The 20,983-nt window shown below is 54.8% G+C and carries 21 protein-coding genes; 6 read left to right on the top strand and 15 right to left on the bottom strand.

Features of this window, described 5'->3' with window-relative positions:
- Positions 1 to 25: 25 nt before the first annotated feature.
- The 15 genes from IM291_RS12635 to pspA all read right to left on the bottom strand — a co-directional run bounded on the left by IM291_RS12635 (position 26) and on the right by pspA (position 14,453).
- Entirely contained in the window at positions 26 to 940 is a 915-nt protein-coding gene (locus IM291_RS12635; RefSeq protein ID WP_192987028.1) for an OmpG family monomeric porin, read from the bottom strand.
- Positions 941 to 1,007: 67 nt separating this feature from the next.
- Positions 1,008 to 2,090, bottom strand: a complete 1,083-nt coding sequence (locus IM291_RS12640; protein ID WP_041909689.1) for an ABC transporter ATP-binding protein — start codon at positions 2,088 to 2,090, stop codon at positions 1,008 to 1,010.
- Positions 2,091 to 2,103: 13 nt separating this feature from the next.
- Entirely contained in the window at positions 2,104 to 2,769 is a 666-nt protein-coding gene (pgmB, locus tag IM291_RS12645; RefSeq protein WP_045260648.1) for a beta-phosphoglucomutase, read from the bottom strand.
- Positions 2,759 to 5,038 (bottom strand): glycoside hydrolase family 65 protein, encoded by a 2,280-nt coding sequence (locus tag IM291_RS12650; RefSeq protein ID WP_192987029.1) that lies wholly within the window; start codon positions 5,036 to 5,038, stop codon positions 2,759 to 2,761. The genes pgmB and IM291_RS12650 overlap by 11 nt, the downstream gene beginning before the upstream one ends.
- The gene (locus tag IM291_RS12655; RefSeq protein ID WP_192971160.1) at positions 5,032 to 6,090 is read right to left on the bottom strand and encodes a Gfo/Idh/MocA family protein; all 1,059 of its coding nucleotides are present in this window, start codon (positions 6,088 to 6,090) and stop codon (positions 5,032 to 5,034) included. The genes IM291_RS12650 and IM291_RS12655 overlap by 7 nt, the downstream gene beginning before the upstream one ends.
- 11 nt (positions 6,091 to 6,101) lie before the next feature.
- On the bottom strand, positions 6,102 to 6,890 hold the full coding sequence (locus tag IM291_RS12660) for a sugar phosphate isomerase/epimerase (protein ID WP_192987030.1): 789 nt from the start codon (positions 6,888 to 6,890) through the stop codon (positions 6,102 to 6,104).
- Positions 6,891 to 6,907: 17 nt separating this feature from the next.
- The gene (locus IM291_RS12665; RefSeq protein WP_041909681.1) at positions 6,908 to 7,960 is read right to left on the bottom strand and encodes a zinc-binding alcohol dehydrogenase; all 1,053 of its coding nucleotides are present in this window, start codon (positions 7,958 to 7,960) and stop codon (positions 6,908 to 6,910) included.
- Positions 7,961 to 7,989: 29 nt separating this feature from the next.
- Positions 7,990 to 8,832 carry a carbohydrate ABC transporter permease gene (locus IM291_RS12670; RefSeq protein ID WP_028013372.1) on the bottom strand — a complete coding sequence of 281 codons (843 nt, stop codon included), beginning with the start codon at positions 8,830 to 8,832 and terminating at the stop codon, positions 7,990 to 7,992.
- Entirely contained in the window at positions 8,819 to 9,700 is an 882-nt protein-coding gene (locus IM291_RS12675; protein WP_028013373.1) for a carbohydrate ABC transporter permease, read from the bottom strand. The genes IM291_RS12670 and IM291_RS12675 overlap by 14 nt, the downstream gene beginning before the upstream one ends.
- 22 nt (positions 9,701 to 9,722) lie before the next feature.
- Complete coding sequence (locus IM291_RS12680) at positions 9,723 to 11,015, bottom strand: ABC transporter substrate-binding protein (RefSeq protein WP_192987031.1); 1,293 nt, start codon at positions 11,013 to 11,015, stop codon at positions 9,723 to 9,725.
- Positions 11,016 to 11,028: 13 nt separating this feature from the next.
- Positions 11,029 to 12,726, bottom strand: a complete 1,698-nt coding sequence (locus IM291_RS12685; protein WP_126325905.1) for a sugar phosphorylase — start codon at positions 12,724 to 12,726, stop codon at positions 11,029 to 11,031.
- Between the two features lie 184 nt (positions 12,727 to 12,910).
- Positions 12,911 to 13,135 (bottom strand): phage shock protein PspD, encoded by a 225-nt coding sequence (gene pspD, locus IM291_RS12690; RefSeq protein ID WP_028013376.1) that lies wholly within the window; start codon positions 13,133 to 13,135, stop codon positions 12,911 to 12,913.
- A gap of 12 nt (positions 13,136 to 13,147) precedes the next feature.
- Positions 13,148 to 13,507 carry an envelope stress response membrane protein PspC gene (gene pspC, locus IM291_RS12695; RefSeq protein ID WP_049001098.1) on the bottom strand — a complete coding sequence of 120 codons (360 nt, stop codon included), beginning with the start codon at positions 13,505 to 13,507 and terminating at the stop codon, positions 13,148 to 13,150.
- Positions 13,507 to 13,731 carry an envelope stress response membrane protein PspB gene (gene pspB, locus IM291_RS12700; RefSeq protein WP_028013378.1) on the bottom strand — a complete coding sequence of 75 codons (225 nt, stop codon included), beginning with the start codon at positions 13,729 to 13,731 and terminating at the stop codon, positions 13,507 to 13,509. Before pspB ends, pspC begins: the two co-directional genes overlap by 1 nt.
- A 53-nt stretch (positions 13,732 to 13,784) precedes the next feature.
- Positions 13,785 to 14,453 carry a phage shock protein PspA gene (gene pspA, locus IM291_RS12705; protein WP_028013379.1) on the bottom strand — a complete coding sequence of 223 codons (669 nt, stop codon included), beginning with the start codon at positions 14,451 to 14,453 and terminating at the stop codon, positions 13,785 to 13,787.
- Positions 14,454 to 14,604: 151 nt separating this feature from the next.
- Here pspA and pspF point away from each other — a divergent pair, with 151 nt between their 5' ends.
- The 6 genes from pspF (at position 14,605) to sapF (ending at position 20,965) form a co-directional block, all read left to right on the top strand.
- Positions 14,605 to 15,597, top strand: coding sequence for a phage shock protein operon transcriptional activator (pspF, locus tag IM291_RS12710; RefSeq protein ID WP_162497080.1), 993 nt, complete (start codon positions 14,605 to 14,607; stop codon positions 15,595 to 15,597).
- Between the two features lie 88 nt (positions 15,598 to 15,685).
- On the top strand, positions 15,686 to 17,326 hold the full coding sequence (gene sapA / locus IM291_RS12715) for an ABC transporter substrate-binding protein SapA (RefSeq protein ID WP_192971162.1): 1,641 nt from the start codon (positions 15,686 to 15,688) through the stop codon (positions 17,324 to 17,326).
- Complete coding sequence (gene sapB, locus IM291_RS12720; RefSeq protein WP_028013382.1) at positions 17,323 to 18,288, top strand: putrescine export ABC transporter permease SapB; 966 nt, start codon at positions 17,323 to 17,325, stop codon at positions 18,286 to 18,288. The genes sapA and sapB overlap by 4 nt, the downstream gene beginning before the upstream one ends.
- Positions 18,275 to 19,165: a putrescine export ABC transporter permease SapC gene (gene sapC / locus IM291_RS12725; RefSeq protein WP_028013383.1), complete on the top strand. Its 891-nt coding sequence runs from the start codon at positions 18,275 to 18,277 to the stop codon at positions 19,163 to 19,165. The genes sapB and sapC overlap by 14 nt, the downstream gene beginning before the upstream one ends.
- Positions 19,165 to 20,157 carry a putrescine export ABC transporter ATP-binding protein SapD gene (gene sapD, locus IM291_RS12730; protein WP_028013384.1) on the top strand — a complete coding sequence of 331 codons (993 nt, stop codon included), beginning with the start codon at positions 19,165 to 19,167 and terminating at the stop codon, positions 20,155 to 20,157. Before sapC ends, sapD begins: the two co-directional genes overlap by 1 nt.
- Position 20,158: 1 nt before the next feature.
- Positions 20,159 to 20,965, top strand: a complete 807-nt coding sequence (sapF, locus tag IM291_RS12735) for a putrescine export ABC transporter ATP-binding protein SapF (RefSeq protein ID WP_192987033.1) — start codon at positions 20,159 to 20,161, stop codon at positions 20,963 to 20,965.
- Positions 20,966 to 20,983: the final 18 nt, after the last annotated feature.

Raw genomic sequence — 20,983 nt, forward strand, 5'->3', positions numbered from 1 at the left:
GGCAATCGCCCCTGGTAAATCATGATCAGAACGCGTAGTTCACGCCGACACCTGCGTAGTGGAAGCGATCGCTCTCACCTTCATCATGGTTTTCCCATTCGTAGGCATATTCCAGCGTCATGGATAAACCGTTGTTAAAATCATAGGCGTACAGCATACCCAGACGGTTGAAATCATGTCCTTCACGCGTCGGATCGTCCTGCCAGTCCCAGTTTGACCAGCGATCGAGTCCCAGACGGGTATAAGGCGTTAACGTCGTCTGGCCTAACGAAATCGGCAGGTAGGCACGAATTTCCTGGGTAGAAAACTCGCCGTTATTACGTGAGCTGTCCATATTGAAGCCGCGCTCTAAATAATAATTTACTTTCACAGAGAACGTTTCGTTGATGGTCCAGGTAAAACCGGTTTCGGTCTCGACGCGGCTGTCAGAATAACCGGTTTTATCCAGATCGTTGGCAAACTGATACATGGCAAACCAGCCGCCAAAGCGCCAGTCGTCGGTTAATTTAATATCCCAGTCAGGCTGAACTTTGTAACGCTGCATATTAGCGCTGCCGTCTTTGGCACCGTGTTCATCTTTAAAGTGATAACCATAATTGCGGAAGCCACCGGTCAGACCGAACGTAAAATCATCGGTGCCGATAAAGCGATAGCGCAATTCAAATTCCGGGCGATCGAAATAGGTGCCACGCGTCATGCTGCTATAATCAACCGGCCCTTCCTGATACATTGCCAGAGAGATTGTCCAGGCATCCCATGTTGCATTAAACCATACGGAGGGTTCATATAATCCATCTTTATCGTCGCTCTGACCTTCGACGTTTTCAATTTCATACATGGCACCGATATTAAACGCCCACTGCTTTGCGGGTTCTGTTGCTTGCGCGCAGCTAACCCCTGCGCACAGAACGAGCGCAGCACTTCTTAGTAGAGTACTCATTAAATATTCCCTTTATAATTAACAAACAAAAAAAACCGGAAATTTGCATTTCCGGCAAACACCTTTCTTATCTAATAGCCGCTTCGGTATCGGCGTCGAAGAAATGGCACTTATTCATATCGAACTGAATGCCGATAGTATCTCCGGCTACGTAGTCATTGGCCGCGCCTGCGCGGACAACCAGTTCATGTCCGCCCACGGTGGCATAAAGCATAAATTCGGCACCGGTAAGCTCAGCGACACTGACTTTCGCCGCGATATCTTCTCCGCTGCTCTGCAGGGTAAGAATGTCTTCCGGACGGATCCCGAAGACGACCGCTTTACGCTGGTAACCTTGCGCATTCAACTCGGCCAGCTTGTCCTCAGGGATCTCCAGACGCAGCGTTTCCGTTACGAAATAGCGATCGTCGATAGCGCCACGAATGAAGTTCATTGCCGGAGAGCCAATGAACCCTGCGACAAACATATTGGCCGGCTCGTTGTATACCTGCTTCGGCGCACCCACCTGCTGAATGATGCCGTCTTTCAGGATCACGATGCGGGTCGCCATCGTCATGGCTTCCGTCTGGTCGTGCGTAACATAGATCATGGTGGTGTTAAGCTTCTGGTGCAGCTTGCTGATTTCGGCACGCATCTGCACGCGAAGCTTGGCATCGAGGTTGGATAACGGCTCATCCATCAGGAAGACGCCCGCCTCGCGCACGATCGCCCTGCCCAGCGCCACGCGCTGGCGCTGACCACCCGATAAAGCGCCAGGTTTACGCTTCAGGTATTCGCGTAGCCCTAAAATCTGCGCCGCCCAGTTCACGCGTTCTTCAATCACCGCGGGCGCTATTTTTTGCATTTTCAGGCCAAACGCCATGTTGTCGTAGACCGTCATATGCGGATAAAGCGCATAGTTCTGGAATACCATCGCGATATCACGCGATTTGGCAGGCACGTCATTCATGCATACGCCGTCGATAATCAGTTCACCCGCGCTGATCTCCTCAAGACCGGCAATCATTCGCAGCGTCGTGGATTTACCGCAGCCCGACGGACCGACGAAAACAATAAACTCTTTGTCTTCAATTTCGAGGTTGAAATCCTTAACCACGTGGACCTGGTTATCATAGATTTTCTGAATATGTTTCAGAGAAAGTTGAGCCATAATTTATTCCTTATCAATACGCCCGGGACGCCCAGAATTCTGTCAGGCATTTCCAGGTCAGTTCCCGCGTTGAATGAAGTTGTAATCCCGCATGGTTAAGGCCAGGCCCAATCCCGACCGACAGCATTCCTGCGGCGTTGATTGCTTCAACACCCGCAGCGGCATCTTCAATGCCAATCGCCTCTGCAGGACGCACGTTCAGCCCCGCACAGGCCGCAAGGAAGATCTCCGGGTCCGGCTTTGAACGGCAAATGCGGGAAGCATCAGCGCAAAAATCGAAGGCCTGATGAATGCCCAGCGCGTGCAAAATCCCTGGGGCATTGAGCGATACGGACGCCAGCCCAATCTTGACCTTCGCGGCACGGATCTCCGCCAGCACGTCGCGGATTCCCGGCAGCAGAGAATCCTGCGTCAGTGATGCCAGCGACTGGACGTAAAGCGCATTTTTTTTCGTCGCAAGCGCCAGGCACTGCTCCTCACTAAACATCCCCTCTTTTCCGCCGTGCTTCAGAATGCGCTGGAGGGAATCCATGCGGCTTATTCCCTTGAGCTGTTCGTTAAACACTTCGTCGAAGGTAATGCCAATTTCCTCCGCCACGGCACGCCAGGCCAGAAAGTGAAGATGCGCGGTATCGGTGATCACACCGTCCAAATCGAATACAACAGCCTTAAGCGTCATGTTGCCCCTCCGTGGTAGCGGTCCCATTCACGGACGCAAGAAAATCCTTATACGCGAACACTTCTCGCTCCGGGATATGGAGCGTTTTGCCCCACAGCGTCAGCGTGGCAGGCGCCGTGGTTTCAATGGTTAACACCTCGTTTTCATACGTGAAGTGCATTGCTGCGTTCCGCCACCGCAGCGGGAAAGCGAGTTTCTGCCAGTGAGCAGGCAGTTTTGGCGCGAGATGCAGTTCCCCTTCAATGATTTGCAGGCCAGCAAATCCCTGAATTGCGCCAGACCAGATCGCACCGGTTGCCGCGGCATGAATGCCCTCATCGCTGCTGTGCGGATCCTCGCCCAAATCAATGGCGATGCCATCGCGCCAGAAGGCATAGGCCCCCTGCGTATCACCGCAGCGCGCGAGCACAATCCCGTGAATGGCCTTGCTCAGGGAGGAATCATGGATCGTGCGTGGCTCATAGAACGCCAGATTGGCGGCGCATTGCCGTGGCGTAAACCGTTCTGGCAGCAGGTAGTTAAGCATCACCACATCGGCCTGCTTAAGGATCTGCATCTCGTTCACTTCCGCGCGGGAATAATCGAGCAGAATCGTCTGCTTGCCCGCTTTGGCTTTGTAACGGCTCAGATCGATGGCCGGTTTTGCCATGAAGGTATCATCCTGCGGGATCACACCGTCTGCATCGGCCTCCGGTAGCCATAAGCGCGCCAGGAACTGCGCAGCATTCTCCGTAAAACGCTCATCTTCACGCCCAAACATCGCCATAAACTGGCGCGCGCAGGCAACGTTGTGCCAGGCCAGATAGTTGGTGTAAGCGTTGTTGTTCACGTGCTCGGTGTATTCGTCCGGTCCGATGACATCATGGATTTCCAGACGACCATTGACGTCCGTTGCGCGTCCCATCCAGAACAAAGCCGTTTCCATCAGCAGCGTCAGGCCTTCGTTACGCATAAAGGCGTCATCATGCGTCGCCTGCCAGTACGCAACGACGGCCCAGGCAATATCAGCCACGATGTGATGCTCAGCAAGTGCGGAAGCCACCTTCTGGCGTACCCCGGTGCGGATGTTGATTGCCGCGAACTCCGGCGTCTCTTCCTCACCGCTTGCGGCGCTTTCCCATGGGAACAACGCGCCCGGCCAGCCGTTACGACGGGCTTTTTCCCGTGCGCCAGCCAGATTAAGCCAGCGATAGCGCAGCAGGCTGCGGGCAACCTGCGGGCGGGTAAACAGATGGAAAGGCAGCAGGAAAATTTCGGTATCCCAGAAGACGTGGCCTTTATACCCCTCTCCCGTCAGCCCCTTCGCAGCGATACTGCTTCGCTCATCATGGGCAGGCGTCATCGTGGTCAGGTGCCAGACCGCATAATCCAGCGCCAGCTGATCCTGTTGCTCCGTGGAAGTCACTTCCACACGGGCGTCGCGCCAGACCTCTTTCCAGGCATACGCTGAGCTTTCAAGCAATGCGTCGTAACCTCTCGCGGCAGAAACTTTGAGATCGGCCAGCGCGTTGCGCGCAAAAGACTCCTGTGACAGCGCTTTGTCGCTGCGATGCGTCACCCAGACGATCTTTTCAAGCGTGACAGTGTCACCCTGAGCAATGGTCAGTGAATGATGTACGCTGAGACGCCGATTTTTGGCGGTGAAACAGCTGTCACTTTTCGAGGAGAGTTGGCAAAACGCCGAAACAACAACCTCCGACGCCCGGTCCTGCGTTTCATACACCCCCTGCATATAGTGTTGATCAAAGACCCTGACCGAGATTTCATCCAGATGCTGTCTGCCGCTGTTCGTTTGCGTCGCATCAATGCCGGTTTTCAGCACGGCCTGCGCGGAGGCATCAAGGGGGGTGATTGCGAGCTGCATAGCCACTAATGGCAACTGGTCCAGCGACACAAAACGACGACTCTCCAGCCGATAGCGCTTGCCGTCGGGCGAACGCCAGACAACGTTACGATGCAGTTCGCTGTTTGCAAAGGCCAGCTCGCGCTGCCACTCAAGAATTTCCCCGGCCAGGAGCGTGAAATTGACGCCGTCCAGCTCTACATCAATACCGGTGATATCCGGCAGATTGACCAGCTCGGTGGTCTCGTTGCGCCCCGCGCGATGATACAGCCCAGCGAGATACATGCCTCTGGTCTGCTGGGTGTACTCTTCTTCATGCGCGGCGCGAATGCCCATGTAGCCATTGCCGCATGCCATGATGGAGGCGTATTTATTCAGGCTGTGTGGACAAAAGCCCGGATCGGTTAATACAGAGACGTTCAGCATAGTGTTACGCTTTCCCCTGTTTCTGCGGATTCATAAAGCGCACCAACAAGCTGCTGAATTACCAGTCCCTGTTCTGCATCGGCAATCATCACGGGCTCTCCCAGCACGTGACGTACGAAAGCATCCATGCTGCGCAGATGGCGCTGATCGTCCGCCTCTTCGCGCTGGGTAAGGGTTTCTAAAACACCGGCTTCGTCATTGTAGATGTGCGCCGGGAACAGCGTTGCACCCGCCTTTTCACCGCAGAAAGAGACGTTCATGATTGACTGCTCGCGAATGTTAAGCGCAAAGGAGGTGTCCAGACGCAAAATGCCGCCGTTGCAGAATTCAATCGTGCCAAACAGCGCATCTTCCACGGTAAATTGCGCAGGATCCCACTCGCCAAACTGACCGGTGCTTTTACGGTTTCCCAGCCTCTGGAAGCTGTGCGCAGTCACCCGTTTGACCGCCGGGAAACCCAGGACATACATTGCGGCGTCGAGCATATGAATGCCGATATCAATCAGCGGTCCACCGCCCTGTAGCGATTTGTTGGTAAAAACGCCCCACCCCGGCACACCGCAGCGACGCAGCGCCTGCGCTGAGGTAAAGTAAATTTCACCAAGCGTTCCGTTCATTACCGCATCGCGCAGGAGTTGGGTATCCAGGGCAAAGCGATGGTGAAAATCATAGGCCAGGACTTTTCCTGCCTTGCGCGCCGCGATGCGCATCTCATCAGCCTGCTGCGGCGTCATCGCCGGGGGCTTTTCACACATCACATGGCAACCCGCCTCGAGCGCCGCCATCACATGTTCAAAATGGAACCGGTTGGGCGAACAGACGCTCACCACATCCGGTTTTACTGCCTGCAACATCTCGTGAGCGTCCTGCCATGCCGATGGAATAGCATAACGTTCCGCGAACGCCTGTGCCTGCTCAAGGCGGCTGTCCATGACAGCCACCATTTGAACATCACTGCGCGTGGCGTAATACGAGGCATGCACTTTGTCCGCGACCTGCCCGGCGCCAATAATGGCGACGCGCAGAGGCGAAGGTGTAGAAGCACTCATCACGCTCGTCATCCTTAGCATTCACGCAAATAAGTGAGAGAGTCCTGATAAGCCTTAGCCGGATCCTCGGCGCGAACACGGCATTCATACACCACGTATCCCTGATAGTTATCGGTACGCAGCTGATCGAACAGGCTGGCGAAATCGAGGCTGCCGCTGCCCGGCTGATAGCGGTGGTTATCTGCAATGTGAACATGACCCAGCAGATCGCGGTTCTGATGCAGCGCGTCCGTCAGTGAGTCTTCTTCAATGTTCATGTGATAGAAATCACCGATGATCTGCACGTGCTTCAGGCCGTTCTCTTCGATATAACGACGCGCGTCTGCCAGGGTGTTGATCATATGATCCTGGTAGCGGTTCAGCGGCTCCAGGTAGACGGTGGTGCCGGTGCGCGCGGCCACCTCATCCAGCCAGCGCAGCGAGGCGCTTACGGCTTTGCGGTCACCGTCCAGGCTGCGTGGAGAGGTCATTGGCGGCAGACGGAAGGTAAACATACCCCAGGCCGCAGGCACGATAATGCCCTTTCCGCCGACTTCCGCCAGCGCTTCCAGAATGCGTTCGATCTGCTGTAATCCGTTCAGACGGCGTTCTTCGATGAAATCACCGATCCAGCCATCGTACCCGCCACATGCTGTCGTCACCGGCAGGCCCGTGGCTTTGACAGCGGCTTTCACTTCATCGAGATTTTCCACCAGCAGACGGCCGTCAATTTCGTAGCCATCAAAACCCATCGCTTTGATGTACTCGAATTTTTCCATGATGTTGGTCGGGAAAAAGGCCTGGTTTTGTGTTGCGATCTTCATGATTTGCTGTCCTTAGCTTAAAAAGTGACGCCCATTTTGATACTGAGTTCCGGATGCTGATCGACATACTTCATATAGCTTTCCGGGCTGGTGGTGAAGGTGACGACCGGGTCGATCAGATCTTCACAGTTCAGATAACCGTTCATCAGCAATTCCCAGCAGGTCTCTTCGATACGCTTGCGGCTCCAGCGCGGATAGTCCGGGTTCGGTTCACTGCAGGCGCGGGAGAAGACAATCTTCGCGTTGTTAAAGTGCGCTTCGCGGCCCAGGTTGAAGCCTGCCGCAAACGGTTTGGCGAAGGCCACGTAGGAGATGGTGCCGCCGTAGGCGAGCCCGCGCAGCGCGGACTGCAATGCATCTGCAAAGCCGCTGGTTTCTATGATCACGTCCGCGCCCTGCTTGCCGGTCAGCTTTTTAATTTCCAGACCGACATCGGTACCGATTGGATTCAGGCAGTGGTCCGCGCCGTGACGGCGAGCGATCTCACAGCGGTGTTCAATCGGATCAACGCCGATAACCACTGACGCACCGGCTTTTTTCGCCAGCTGAATCGCAATCTGTCCGATGGCTCCCAGACCGACCACGACAACAAAGTCACCCACACGGACGTTGGCATCTCGCACGCCGCTCATGGCGAACTGCGCCGGATCGTAGCAAACGGCATTCTTCCAGGACGCGCCCTGCGGCATTTTACGCAGCTTATAGTTGTTCACCGCGTTAACGATGACCGTCTCCTGCAGCGGGCCGTAGCAGCAGACGCTGTCGCCGATCTGGTATTCCGTTACGTCTGCACCGCATTCAATAATGTCGCCAACGATCATGTTGCCCAGCTGGAACTTGCCAAATTCGATACCGCGCGCAGCGCCCTCTTCACGCGGCGTGAACATCTGCCACTCTGCGTTGAACTCTTCATCAATAAACGGGCTTGCCGCGCGGAAATCCACGACTTCCGTTCCGTGCTTCGGGGCGCCAAAGCGGGCGCGAATTTTCACTTCATGTGCTTCCACAGCACGGTCTTCATACTCCACCAGCGCCGCCACGCGTGGCGCTGTCGCAACTAACTTCTTCATAACTTGCTCCTGATAAAAAATTGGCCGCCTTAGCCCTTGACGCCACCGGCGGTCAAACCACTTTTAATAAAACGTTCAGAGAGTGCGTACATGATGACCACCGGAAGCGCCGTCACCAGCGATGCCGCCATCATGCGACCCCAGATATAATCTGGCGTACTAAAGAGCGTGTTCAGCCCGACCGGCAGGGTAAAGTTGCTGGCGCTGGACAGGAAAATGGAGGCAAACAGGTAGTCGTTCCATGCCACCATGAAGCAGTAAACAAACACCGACACGAGACCGGAAATGGCCAGCGGCACGGTAATGCGGAAGATGATTTGCAGGCGGTTCAGACCATCCATCATCGCGGCCTCTTCTATTTCGTCCGGAATGGTGTCGAAATAGCTGCGCAGCATGAATACCGCCGTAGGCAACGTCTGGGTCACCATGGTGATGATCAGCGCCAGTTCAGTGTCGTAAATGCCGAGCGCGGTGATGATTTTGAACAGCGGCACCACCAGCAGAATCCCGGAGAACATATAGACGGTGTAGAAGCTCGCGTTGATCGTCGCGCGTCCTTTAAAACGCAGCTTGGACAAGGCGTAAGCGCCCAGCGTGCCGAGAAACACCGCAATTACCGATGACGTCAGCGACACCACCATGCTGTTGCGGAAGTAATCCACGAACGGGAAAATTAGCGGGTTAAAGATGTCAACGTAATGCTGAAGCGTCCACGCCTGCGGCAGAATAGTCGGATTCAGCGATATGGCCTCTTTCGCGCTCTTGAATGACGTCATCAGCATCACGAAGAACGGGAACAGCGTGATAATCAGAAATACCGCCAGCCCCAGATAGAAACCAATACGGCCCAGTATGCGTTTATTTGTTGCCATTGAGGTTTACCCTTTTTCTGGTCAGCAGAATGACGGCGAAGATGATCACAAACAGCACAACAGAAATGGCGGCTGCTTTGCCCAGATCGTTGAATGCAAAGGCAGTTTTATAGAGATACACGCCCAGAATATCGACCTTCGTGGTCAGCAGATAAACATCCGCAAACATGTAGAACATCCAGATGGTTCGTAGCGTCACCACCGTTGCCAGTACAGGCATGATGGCGGGCAACGTGACGATACGGAAACGCTGCCAGGCGTTGGCTCCGTCCATCTCTGCCGCTTCATACAGCGATTTATCAATGGTCTGCAAAATTGCCAGGAATGAGATAAAGGCATACGGGAAGTAGCGCCAGATGGCGAACAGCACCACCAGCACGAAGCTGCTGCCAGGGTTGTCGAACCAGAGCGGCGCCTGGTCATACAGATGCAGCAGATCGACGCCCAGATAGTTCACAATGCCGTAGCCGTTGTTGAACATGTATTTCCAGGCAAATACCAGGGAAATAGAGGGCGTCACGTAGGATAAAATCACCAGCGAACGCGCCGTCTTCCGGAGACGAAACTCACGGTTAAAGAAGATGGCGACGGCAAGCCCCAGCCCGGTGCTGCCGAGCACGACCAGCGCCGTATACCAGAACGTCATCCACAGCGAGTGCCAGAACGCAGCATCCCCCAGAATGCGGATGTAGTTATCCAGGCCAACAAACACCGCATCAATACGCGGGTTAAGCGGCAGGCGTAAGAAACTGATTTCAATATTGGAAATCATTGGCCAGGCCACCAGGCCCCCCAGCAAAATCAGGCTGGGGGCCAACAGCAGCATGGCGAAAGGCATATCTGAACGACCAGAAAACAACGTCTTCATAATTTCCTTCCGCAGAGCGCTCCTATCGTTGTGAAATCAGGTCAGTCAGTCGCGTCTGGCTCTTGCTAAGCGTTGCGCTGAGATCTTGTTTACCCACGGTGACGTTATGCACCATGGAGCTGATAATGCCGGACCCTGTCACATCGCCCATGCGCGTGAAGTTTTTGTCGCCGACAGCACCAAACACCTGTACGTTCGGGAATTGGGCGATCAGTTCATAAGGCAGTTGCCCAAACGCTTTAATCACCTCGTTGTTTTTCCAGGTATCCGTTCCTACGACCAGCGTGTTCACCGGCAGCGCCGCGCCCGGCGACATCATGACCCAGTCAGTTGCGTTTTGAGCCTGCTCCATCCACGTCACAAACTTTTCAGCCGCTTGCGTTTCTTCTTCGGTTTGTCCGCTGGTGATCGTCAACGAGGTGACCATGCCATAAACGGCAGAGGACTTTTCTGTCGGGACAACGAAGCCAAGGTTGGCAGGGTTACCATCCTGGAATACCGCCGGCAGGATGTAAGTGGAATAGACGGCCATCGGTGCAGAACCGTTCATGAAGGCATCTTTGATCTCCATGACGTCGTTCGAGCCCGGCATGGTGGTCGCGGCCAGCGCTTTATAGAACGCCAGCGCTTTCGCCATTTCAGGGGTCTCAATTTCAACGTTTCCGTTGGCATCAAAAACGTTCGCGCCGCCGGAAAGCGCAAACTGGGAGAACGCCTGCTCGGTCATGACGCTTTCCGCGGTGGGCAGCGCAATACCGTAATGTTTGTTGGCCGGGTCGTTAAGCTTCTGGCTGGCTTTCAGCAACTGTTCCCAGTTATGCGGTTCCTGAATACCCGCAGCGGCAAGCACATCTTTGTGATACCAGACGCCGGACAGCCAGGCGCTCATCGGCACCCCCGTCCAGGCTGTGCCGTCTTCAGTACGCACAACGCGCAGGATCCCGTCATAGAAGGTCTTTTCGCCTACCGCTTCAATGGCTTCACCGATAGCCTTGCGATCCAGCAGTTGTTCCTTATCCATGACTTTCGCGTAATCATGGCTGACTTCAATCACTTCAGGCAGCGCGCCCGTTCTGGCGAGCGTAATCACTTTGGTGTTGTAGGCATCTTCTTCCACCGGCACCTGCTTCACCGTAATGCCGGGGTTTTCTTTCTCGAATTTTTCGATCAGTTTCGTAATAACCGCCTGGCGCTCCTGCTCTACTGACGAGTGCATGAACTCAATGGTCACAGCAGACGCTTTATCATCTTTACAGCCTGATAACAGGGCGCACGAAACCAGTGCTGATAACAGCACAATTTTGGGCATTTTCATTTTAGGGTCCTTTTTAGTTTTCTTTAATCCACATAACCTGCCATGGATTGAGGGTCAGCTCTTTACCGCTAACAGCTTGTCCTGATAGTAATTCCATACCAGTAAGCGTGTCCCCATAAACGGTATGAACGTTATTACTAAAATTAAACAGGGCTGTAATTCTCTCACCGTTATCAGCCACGCGAACAATTTTAAGAATTTGTTCATCCAGTGATTCAAAGAATGCCTGGGCATCAGGGTGAAACGCACTTTCCCCACGACGAATCGCAATAAACTCGCTTAAACGGGAATAAATTTTATGACGAATGCTATTTTTATTATTAAGTTCGAGATCAACCTGACCGGCATTATATTTCTTGCGGTTTATCGCGCGGTTATAGCCGAGGCGCTCGACCCCTTCATAATCGTTACGGGAGCCAAGAATACTTTGAATATACACGGCAGGTACACCTGGGAAACTTAACAGCACCGCATGCGCCAGAATAAAGCGCGCAATGCGTTCATCATCTGAACTGTTTTGCGCGCTTAACGCGTCAAGATAGGTCACATTAATTTCGTAAGGACTGCGCGTACCGTCAGGATTATTTTTCCAGTTGACCAGCGCCCCTTCCTGCTGAAGTTTCTCAACCAGTGCGAGGATTTCTGATTCCGGCAGAATGCCGCGCAGTGGGTTCAGACCGATACCGTCATGAGACGCCAGGAAATTGAACCAGGTCGTTTTTGTTGAAGGCAGCGCCAGCGATCCCGCCCACTGACAGAGAGCGTTAACATCCTGACGGTGCACAGCATGCAGCACCAGCGGCGGCAAGGAGAACTGGTAGACCATCTGAGCTTCATTTTCACCGTCACCGAAATAAGAGATATTGTCCTTATGCGGAACGTTCGTCTCAGTAATGATCACGGTACCCGGCGCCACGGCCTCGGTAATAGCACGGAAAAGCTGGATAAGGCAGTGAGTCTGTTCCAGATGGATGCAGCTTGTTCCAGGGATCTTCCACATAAATCCGACGGCGTCCAGACGGATATAACGCGCCCCTTCCGCCAGGTAATGGAGCAGCACGTCAACCATTGCAATCAGCACCTGAGGCGAGGCGAAGTTGAGATCGATCTGGTCATCGCTGAAGGTGGTCCAAAGATGACGCACGCTGCCATCATGCAGCGTAAATGGCGTCAGCAACGGTAATGCGCGAGGACGCGTCACCGCAGATAAATCAGTTTCTGGATCGACAGCAATAAAGAAATCTTCGTAGCCAGGTTTCTGCGCAAGATAATTAGCAAACCATTCACTTTTTGCTGACATATGGTTGCAGACGAAATCAAACATTAAGCTGGCAGACTGTTTTAAATCAGCAACGTCTTGCCAGGTCCCGGTTTCAGGCGCAACGTTGTGGTAATCAATAACGGAAAATCCGTCATCAGAGGACCACGGATAAAAAGGTAAAAGGTGGACATGGGAAAACGTGCGAGCAAGCCACTCATTATAAAAGCGGGTAAATACCGGCAACGCTTTCTCCCCTTTCGCGGAGAACTGATCGGCGTAGGTGATCAGAACGACATCTTTTTCATCCCAGCCTGATTTACGCTTTTCTGTAATATCAACAGCAGCTTGTTCAAGCTTTGTTAATAACACTTTAAAATGTGCTTCAGAAAATGATTCACCGTAAATATGATTGATAAGTTTTTTAATTTTTGCGTTCACATTATTTTCCATGGTAGCGGTCCCACGAAGGGCAATCTACTCCCCTGAAAAATATCTGTCAACGAACCGGGAGGCTGAAAAACGCAATTACAAAGCAGCTCTGTGCAGTAATGTGAGCTGCCGCAAAGAAAGTGAGGGAAAGGGATGAAATGTCGTTAGCCCTTCCGGGGAGAGAAAGGGCTAACGCGAGCGTGAATTATCGGGATAAGTAGCGGCGTGACAGCCGCTTTGCCGCTTTTTGCAACAGAGGTTCAAGCGCCACGGCCAGCAACATTCTGACCGGCTTGCGGGCAACAGATTTGATCGCCCAGCCCGCCACACCTGCCGGGCCGTAACGTAACGCCGTCATCAGAACCAGTTTACCTGCGATTTTCAGGCCGGGTTTTACCTTCTGACCGGCCTGTTGCCAGTTTTTCTTCATGTATATTCTCTCTTAAAGCTGACGAAAACGACTTCTCAGCGTAAAGGTATCGGATGTGACATAGCGTTCCATTTCACGTAACCGCTTCTCCCCTTCAGCCAGCAGATCGTCAACCGCATTGAGAAGATCGTTACTGGTAGGCGCGCCTTCCGCAGCCAGTTCGCCTTCCGGCATCGGGTCAAGTACAAACGACAGCACGATGTAGGCCACGAAAGTGATAAACGCCAGGCCGAAAAATATCGACAGCACCGTGACCACACGAACCAGCTTTACCGGAACGTCGAGATAATGGGCCAGCCCGGCGCAAACGCCGCGCACCATGCCCTGCTGTGGAATTCGCCACAATTTTTTGTTCAGATTCAGTCCTGACATTAACGGTCCCTCCAGTTAGGATGTTCTGCATCCAGGATTGCTTCCAGCGCCTGAATGCGATCGCGCATCTTGTTAGCCTGGTCGGTAAGCTGCGCAAGACGTTGTTGTTCGCTCTGGGATAAATCGTTCCCTGAAGAACGGTTGCTGTAGTGCAGCCATAGCCAAATCGGCAAAACAAACAGCACGAAAATCGTCAGGGGAATGGCCAGGAAAAGCGCGCTCATGTGTACTCCTTGTCGTCGGATGCTTAGCGGCACGCTCAGGTGCCGCAACATTATTATTGGTTATCTTGCTTCATTTTGGCTTTCAATGCCGCCAGCTGCTCGCTGATTTCATCGTCCGCTTTCAGATCGGCAAACTGTTGATCCAGCGACTTTTGCTTACCGATGCCGTGGCTCTCTGCTTCCGCTTCCATCTGGTCGATACGACGCTCGAATGACTCAAAACGCGCCATGGCCTCATCCAGCTTGCCACTGTCCAGCTGACGACGCACGTCGCGGGAAGAGCTTGCCGCCTGATGACGCAGGGTCAGCGCCTGCTGACGCGCGCGGGTTTCGCTCAGTTTATTTTCGAGCTCACCAATCTCTTTTTTCATGCGGGTGAGCGTGTCTTCCACCAGCGTGACTTCATGCTCCAGCGTAGCGATCATGTCCGCCAGCTTCTGCTTTTCAATTAACGCCGCGCGAGCAAGATCTTCTTTATCTTTGCGCAGGGCGAGTTCCGCCTTTTCCTGCCATTCATTGAGCTGAGCGGTGGCCTGCTCGATACGGCGCGTTAACTGCTTTTTCTCAGCCAGCGCACGGGCGGAGGTAGAACGCACTTCAACCAGCGTGTCTTCCATCTCCTGAATCATCAGGCGCACCAGCTTCTGCGGATCTTCTGCTTTCTCCAGCAGTGAGTTGATGTTGGCGTTCACGATGTCGGCAAAACGAGAAAAAATACCCATAATCAAATCCTCATAGTTCTGTTATCGGGCTATGCCCTGCTGTACTGACAATACAATTTCCGTGCCAGTTTTTTATCTTATTGATTTTACACGGCGTGATTGATTTTTATTCAGCACAGAACTATGCTGACCTGGTGAATATCGCTAAGGAGTGGTTAATTTCATCATGGCTCAATACAAAGATAACTTACTCGGCGAAGCCAACAGCTTTCTTGAGGTGCTGGAACAGGTTTCTCGCCTTGCGCCGCTCAACAAACCGGTACTCATTATCGGCGAGCGCGGCACGGGTAAGGAACTGATTGCCAACCGTCTGCACTATTTATCCGGACGCTGGGACGGCCCCTTCATTTCTCTAAACTGTGCGGCGCTGAATGAAAACCTGCTCGACACCGAGCTGTTCGGCCACGAGGCGGGCGCGTTTACCGGCGCTCAAAAGCGCCATCCGGGACGTTTTGAGCGCGCCGACGGCGGCACCCTGTTCCTTGATGAACTCGCCACCGCGCCGATGCTGGTGCAGGAAAAGCTGCTACGCGTGATTGAGTATGGTGAACTGGAGCGCGTCGGCGGCAGCCAGCCGCTGCAGGTTAACGTGCGCCTGGTCTGCGCCACCAACGCCAATCTGCCGGAGATGGTTGCGGAGGAGAAATTCCGTGCCGATCTGCTTGACCGCCTGGCCTTTGACGTCGTTCAGCTTCCGCCCCTGCGCGACAGGAGAAGCGACATCATGCTGCTTGCTCAACAATTTGCGATTCAGATGTGCCGCGAGCTCGGTCTCCCTCTTTTCCCCGGCTTCAGCGATCATGCGCGGGAGACGCTTCTGGCCTACCGCTGGCCGGGAAATATCCGCGAACTGAAGAACGTTGTGGAGCGTTCTGTTTACCGCCACGGCAGCAGCGAGACGGAGCTGGACAATATCATTATCGATCCTTTTCAGCGCAATGCGCCGCCGGTTTCCTCCCCGTCATCGTCAGGCGATACTCCCGCGCTGCCCCTTGATTTGCGCCAGTTCCAGCACGAGCAGGAGCAACAGCTGCTGGAGCAAAGCCTGAAGGCGGCGAAATATAACCAGAAACGCGCGGCCGAACTCCTGGGCCTGACCTACCATCAGTTACGGGCATTGCTTAAAAAGCATCAAATGCGCTGACAATATCGGCACTTACCCGCAGACATTTTTACGAAGCAGGCGTAAGTGCGATACACTTTGCAGATCGAACCTAAAAACCTTAAAAATTATGCGTCTGGTTTTATCGTCCTTTTTTGCACTCGGTCTGTTCAGCGGCCTGGCGTTTGCTGCGCCCGGGCAGTCTACGCAGCCTGACATTCGTGACAGCGGCTTCGTCTATTGCGTAAGTGGCCAGGTGGACACCTTCAACCCGCAAAAAGCGGGCAGCGGGCTGATTGTGGATACGCTCGCCGCGCAGCTTTACGACCGTCTGCTTGATGTCGACCCGTACACCTATCGCCTGGTGCCTGAACTTGCGGAAAGCTGGGAAGTCCTGGATAACGGTGCAACCTACCGTTTTCGCCTGCGCGATGATGTCGCGTTTCAGCGTACGCCGTGGTTTACCCCTACGCGCAAGCTGAACGCGGATGACGTGGTCTTCACCTTCCAGCGTATCTTTAACCGTAACCACCCGTGGCATAACGTTAACGGGGATAATTTCCCCTATTTCGACAGCCTGCAGTTTGCCGACACCGTTAAAAGCGTGCGCAAGCTGGACAGCCGGACGGTTGAATTTACGCTGACGCGCCCGGATGCCTCCTTCCTCTGGCACCTGGCGACCCACTATGCGTCCGTTATGTCCGCCGAATACGCGGCGAAGCTGACGAAAAAAGATCGTCAGGAGCTGCTCGACCGCCAGCCGGTGGGTACCGGTCCATTCCAGCTGGCCGAATACCGAGCGGGGCAATATATTCGCCTGCAGCGCCACGAACATTTCTGGCGCGGTACGCCGCTGATGCCGCAGGTGGTGATCGATCTCGGGTCTGGCGGAACGGGACGGCTCTCGAAACTGCTCACCGGGGAATGCGACGTGCTCGCCTGGCCCGCTGCCAGCCAGCTCACCATTCTGCGCGACGATCCGCGTCTGCGTCTGACGTTACGCCCGGGGATGAACATCGCTTATCTGGCCTTTAACACCGATAAGCCGCCGCTGAACAATCCTGCCGTACGTCACGCTCTGGCGCTGGCGATCAACAACCAGCGTCTGATGCAGTCGATCTACTACGGCACGGCGGAAACCGCCGCCTCAATTTTACCGCGCGCCTCGTGGGCCTACGACGGTGAGGCTAAAATTACGGAATACAATCCGGCAAAAGCGCGTGAACAACTGAAAGCGCTGGGCGCGGAAAACCTGACGCTCCAGCTTTGGGTGCCCACCAGCTCCCAGGCGTGGAACCCGAGCCCGCTGAAAACCGCTGAACTGCTGCAGGCGGATATGGCGCAGGTGGGCGTCAAGGTGATCATCGTACCGGTTGAGGGCCGTTTCCAGGAGGCGCGCCTGATGGATATGAATCACGACCTCACCCTGACAGGCTGGGCTACTGACAGTAACGATCCGGACAGCTTCTTCCGGCCGCTGCTGAGCTGTGCTGCGATAAATTCGCAGACCAACTACGCCCACTGGTGTAACCGGGAGTTCGACGCCGTGCTGCAAAAAGCGCTCTCTTCCCAACAGCTGGCCTCGCGCATTGACGCTTACGATGAAGCGCAAAAGATACTCGCTCAGGAACTGCCGGTGCTTCCGCTGGCCTCTTCCCTGCGCCTTCAGGCCTACCGCTATGATATTAAAGGCCTGGTGCTGAGCCCGTTCGGCAACGCCTCGTTCGCCGGCGTATCGCGTGAAAAAGAACAAGAGGTGAAAAAACCATGATTATTTTTACCTTGCGTCGGCTCCTTTTACTGCTGGTGACGCTCTTTTTCCTGAACTTTGTCGGCTTCAGCCTGAGCTATTTCACACCCCACGCCCCTCTACAGGGCTCGTCGCTGTGGGATGCCTGGCTGTTCTGGTTTAACGGGCTGCTGCACTGGGATTTCGGCGTGTCGAGCATCAACGGGCAGCTTATCTCCGATCAGCTAAAAGAGGTTTTCCCGGCCACGATGGAGCTGTGCATTCTGGCCTTCGGCTTTGCCCTGATGGTAGGTATCCCCGTGGGCATGCTGGCCGGGATCTACCGCAACAAATGGCAGGATAAGTTTATCAGCGCCCTTGCCCTGCTCGGCTTCTCTATCCCGGTATTCTGGCTGGCGCTGCTGCTGACGCTGTTCTTCTCGCTGACGATGGGTTGGCTACCAGTCTCTGGCCGTTTTGACCTGCTCTATACGGTTAAAACGGTAACGGGTTTTGCCATCATTGACGCCTGGCTGTCCGATTCCGTCTGGCGCCATGAGATGATCGTCAGCGCCCTGCGTCATATGGTACTGCCGGTGCTGACGCTGGCGGTTGCGCCGACAACCGAGGTGATCCGCCTGATGCGCCTGAGCACCATCGAGGTGTTTGAGCAGAACTATGTCAAAGCTGCCGCCACGCGCGGATTGTCGCGCCTGACCATATTGCGCCGCAACGTCCTGCACAACGCTCTGCCGCCGGTAATTCCGCGCCTGGGGCTGCAGTTTTCCACCATGCTTACGCTGGCCATGATCACCGAGATGGTCTTTAGCTGGCCCGGGCTGGGACGCTGGCTGATTAACGCCATCCGTCAGCAGGATTATGCTGCTATCTCAGCGGGTGTGATGGTGATTGGTTCGCTGGTCATTATTGTTAACGTGTTGTCCGATATTTTGGGTGCGATGGCTAACCCATTGAAGCATAAGGAATGGTATGCCTTACGATAACGTTTACAGTGAAAAGCGCACGCCCGGTGCGCTGCGTACCGTGTGGCGAAAGTTCTATGGTGACACCACGGCAATGATCGGCCTTTATGGCTGCGCCGGTCTGGTATTGCTTTGCCTCTTTGGTTCGTGGTTTGCGCCTTATGGCATCGATCAGCAGTTCCTTGGCTATCAGCTGCTGCCGCCTTCCTGGTCACGCTACGGCGAAGTCTCATTCTTCCTCGGCACTGACGATCTCGGACGCGACGTATTGAGCCGTCTGTTAAGCGGGGCTGCCCCGACGGTGGGCGGCGCGTTTGTCGTGACGCTCGCGGCGACGCTCTGTGGACTGGCGCTCGGTATTTTCGCGGGCTCCACGCATGGCCTGCGCTCGGCGGTGCTGAACCACATTCTGGACACGCTGCTGTCGATTCCGTCCCTGCTGCTGGCAATCATTGTGGTTGCCTTTGCCGGTCCGCATCTGTCGCATGCCATGTTCGCCGTCTGGCTGGCTATCCTCCCCCGCATCGTGCGCTCGGTTTACAGCATGGTGCATGACGAGCTGGAAAAAGAGTATGTCGTTGCGGCCCGTCTGGACGGCGCGACGACCTTCAATATTCTGTGGTTTGCCGTTCTGCCAAACATCGCCGCCGGGCTGGTCACCGAGATCACCCGTGCGCTGTCGATGGCGATTCTGGACATCGCTGCGCTCGGGTTCCTCGACCTCGGTGCGCAGCTGCCGTCCCCTGAATGGGGTGCGATGCTCGGTGACGCGCTGGAATTGATCTACGTGGCGCCGTGGACGGTTATGCTGCCGGGGGCGGCGATTATGGTAAGCGTGTTGCTGATCAACCTGCTGGGCGATGGTATTCGCCGTGCAATTAACGCGGGGGTGCAATAATGCCGCTTCTTGATATTCGCAACCTCACCATTGAATTCAAAACCGGTGAAGGCTGGGTTAAAGCCGTCGATCGCATCAGCATTACTCTCGCCGAGGGCGAGATTCGCGGGCTGGTGGGTGAATCTGGTTCGGGAAAAAGCCTGATCGCCAAAGCTATCTGCGGCGTGGCGAAAGACAACTGGCGCGTGACCGCCGACCGCATGCGGTTCGACGATATAGACCTGCTGCGCCTCTCCCCGCGCGAGCGTCGCAAGCTGGTCGGCCATAACGTCTCGATGATTTTCCAGGAGCCACAGTCCTGCCTCGATCCGTCCGAGCGCGTAGGCAAACAGCTGATGCAGAACATTCCCGGCTGGACCTATAAAGGCCGCTGGTGGCAGCGTTTCGGCTGGCGCAAGCGCCGCGCCATTGAGCTATTACACCGCGTCGGGATCAAAGACCATAAAGACGCGATGCGCAGCTTCCCGTATGAGCTGACCGACGGTGAATGCCAGAAGGTGATGATTGCCATCGCCCTGGCTAATCAGCCGCGTTTGCTGATTGCGGATGAACCCACCAACGCGATGGAGCCGACCACCCAGGCACAAATTTTCCGCCTGCTGTCGCGCCTGAACCAGAACAATAACACCACCATTTTGCTGATCAGCCATGACCTGCAAATGCTCAGCAAATGGGCGGATAAAATTGACGTGATGTACTGCGGGCAAACGGTCGAAACTGCCCCGAGTGAAGAGCTGATCGCCGCGCCGCACCATCCATATACGCAGGCGCTTATCCGCGCCATTCCTGATTTTGGCAGCGCCATGCCGCACAAGAGCCGTCTGAATACCCTGCCCGGAGCGATTCCGCTGCTGGAATCGTTGCCGATAGGCTGTCGTCTGGGGCCGCGTTGTCCGTATGCTCAGCGTAAATGTATCGAAACGCCGCGCCTGACCGGCGCCAAAAATCATCTTTACGCCTGTCATTTCCCGCTGAACATGGAGAGAGAGTGAAATGGTCGAAACCTTGCTGGAAGTCCGCAATCTGAGTAAGACCTTTCGCTATTGCACGGGGCTGTTTCATCGTCAGACTGTCGAAGCGGTTAAGCCGCTGAGTTTTACCCTGCGTGAAAAACAGACGCTGGCGATCATCGGCGAAAACGGCTCCGGCAAATCCACGCTGGCGAAAATGCTTGCCGGCATGGTCGAGCCCACTGCTGGAGAAGTGTTGATTGACGATCATCCTCTGCAGTTTGGCGATTACTCTTTCCGCAGCCAGCGCATCCGCATGATCTTCCAGGATCCGTCTACCTCGCTTAATCCACGCCAGCGCATTTCGCAGATCCTTGATTTCCCTCTGCGTCTGAATACCGAACTGGAGCCAGAGGCGCGCCGCAAGCGTATCTTCGAAACGCTGCGTATGGTTGGGCTGTTACCGGATCACGAAAGCTACTACCCGCATATGCTGGCCCCCGGTCAGAAACAGCGTCTGGGTCTGGCCCGCGCGTTGATTCTGCGCCCGAAAGTGATCGTTGCAGACGAAGCGCTTGCCTCGCTGGATATGTCGATGCGTTCGCAGCTGATTAACCTGATGCTCGAATTACAGGAAAAGCAGGGTATCTCCTACATCTACGTCACCCAGCACCTGGGGATGATGAAGCACATCAGCGATCAGGTGATGGTCATGCACCAGGGGGAAGTCGTCGAGCGCGGCAGCACGGCGGATGTGATGGCCTCCCCGCTTCATGAGCTGACGAAAAGGCTGATTGCCGGGCATTTCGGTGAAGCATTGACCGCCGATGCGTGGAGAAAAGACCGTTAAGCGCGGCGGTAAACACGG

This window comes from Enterobacter cloacae complex sp. P27C (genome assembly GCF_014895705.1).
GTDB lineage: Bacteria > Pseudomonadota > Gammaproteobacteria > Enterobacterales > Enterobacteriaceae > Enterobacter > Enterobacter bugandensis.

Bases quoted from the DNA above. Each gene is read 5' to 3' on its own strand.
- IM291_RS12675 (WP_028013373.1), bottom strand. From the start codon at position 9,700: ATGAAGACGTTGTTTTCTGGTCGTTCAGATATGCCTTTCGCCATGCTG.
- sapD (WP_028013384.1), top strand. From the start codon at position 19,165: ATGCCGCTTCTTGATATTCGCAACCTCACCATTGAATTCAAAACCGGT.
- sapA (WP_192971162.1), top strand. From the start codon at position 15,686: ATGCGTCTGGTTTTATCGTCCTTTTTTGCACTCGGTCTGTTCAGCGGC.
- pspB (WP_028013378.1), bottom strand. From the start codon at position 13,731: ATGAGCGCGCTTTTCCTGGCCATTCCCCTGACGATTTTCGTGCTGTTT.
- sapB (WP_028013382.1), top strand. From the start codon at position 17,323: ATGATTATTTTTACCTTGCGTCGGCTCCTTTTACTGCTGGTGACGCTC.
- IM291_RS12685 (WP_126325905.1), bottom strand. From the start codon at position 12,726: ATGGAAAATAATGTGAACGCAAAAATTAAAAAACTTATCAATCATATT.
- pspC (WP_049001098.1), bottom strand. From the start codon at position 13,507: ATGTCAGGACTGAATCTGAACAAAAAATTGTGGCGAATTCCACAGCAG.
- IM291_RS12650 (WP_192987029.1), bottom strand. From the start codon at position 5,038: ATGCTGAACGTCTCTGTATTAACCGATCCGGGCTTTTGTCCACACAGC.
- pgmB (WP_045260648.1), bottom strand. From the start codon at position 2,769: ATGACGCTTAAGGCTGTTGTATTCGATTTGGACGGTGTGATCACCGAT.
- sapC (WP_028013383.1), top strand. From the start codon at position 18,275: ATGCCTTACGATAACGTTTACAGTGAAAAGCGCACGCCCGGTGCGCTG.
- IM291_RS12680 (WP_192987031.1), bottom strand. From the start codon at position 11,015: ATGAAAATGCCCAAAATTGTGCTGTTATCAGCACTGGTTTCGTGCGCC.
- IM291_RS12635 (WP_192987028.1), bottom strand. From the start codon at position 940: ATGAGTACTCTACTAAGAAGTGCTGCGCTCGTTCTGTGCGCAGGGGTT.
- pspA (WP_028013379.1), bottom strand. From the start codon at position 14,453: ATGGGTATTTTTTCTCGTTTTGCCGACATCGTGAACGCCAACATCAAC.
- IM291_RS12670 (WP_028013372.1), bottom strand. From the start codon at position 8,832: ATGGCAACAAATAAACGCATACTGGGCCGTATTGGTTTCTATCTGGGG.
- pspD (WP_028013376.1), bottom strand. From the start codon at position 13,135: ATGAAGAAAAACTGGCAACAGGCCGGTCAGAAGGTAAAACCCGGCCTG.
- IM291_RS12660 (WP_192987030.1), bottom strand. From the start codon at position 6,890: ATGAAGATCGCAACACAAAACCAGGCCTTTTTCCCGACCAACATCATG.
- IM291_RS12640 (WP_041909689.1), bottom strand. From the start codon at position 2,090: ATGGCTCAACTTTCTCTGAAACATATTCAGAAAATCTATGATAACCAG.
- sapF (WP_192987033.1), top strand. From the start codon at position 20,159: ATGGTCGAAACCTTGCTGGAAGTCCGCAATCTGAGTAAGACCTTTCGC.
- IM291_RS12665 (WP_041909681.1), bottom strand. From the start codon at position 7,960: ATGAAGAAGTTAGTTGCGACAGCGCCACGCGTGGCGGCGCTGGTGGAG.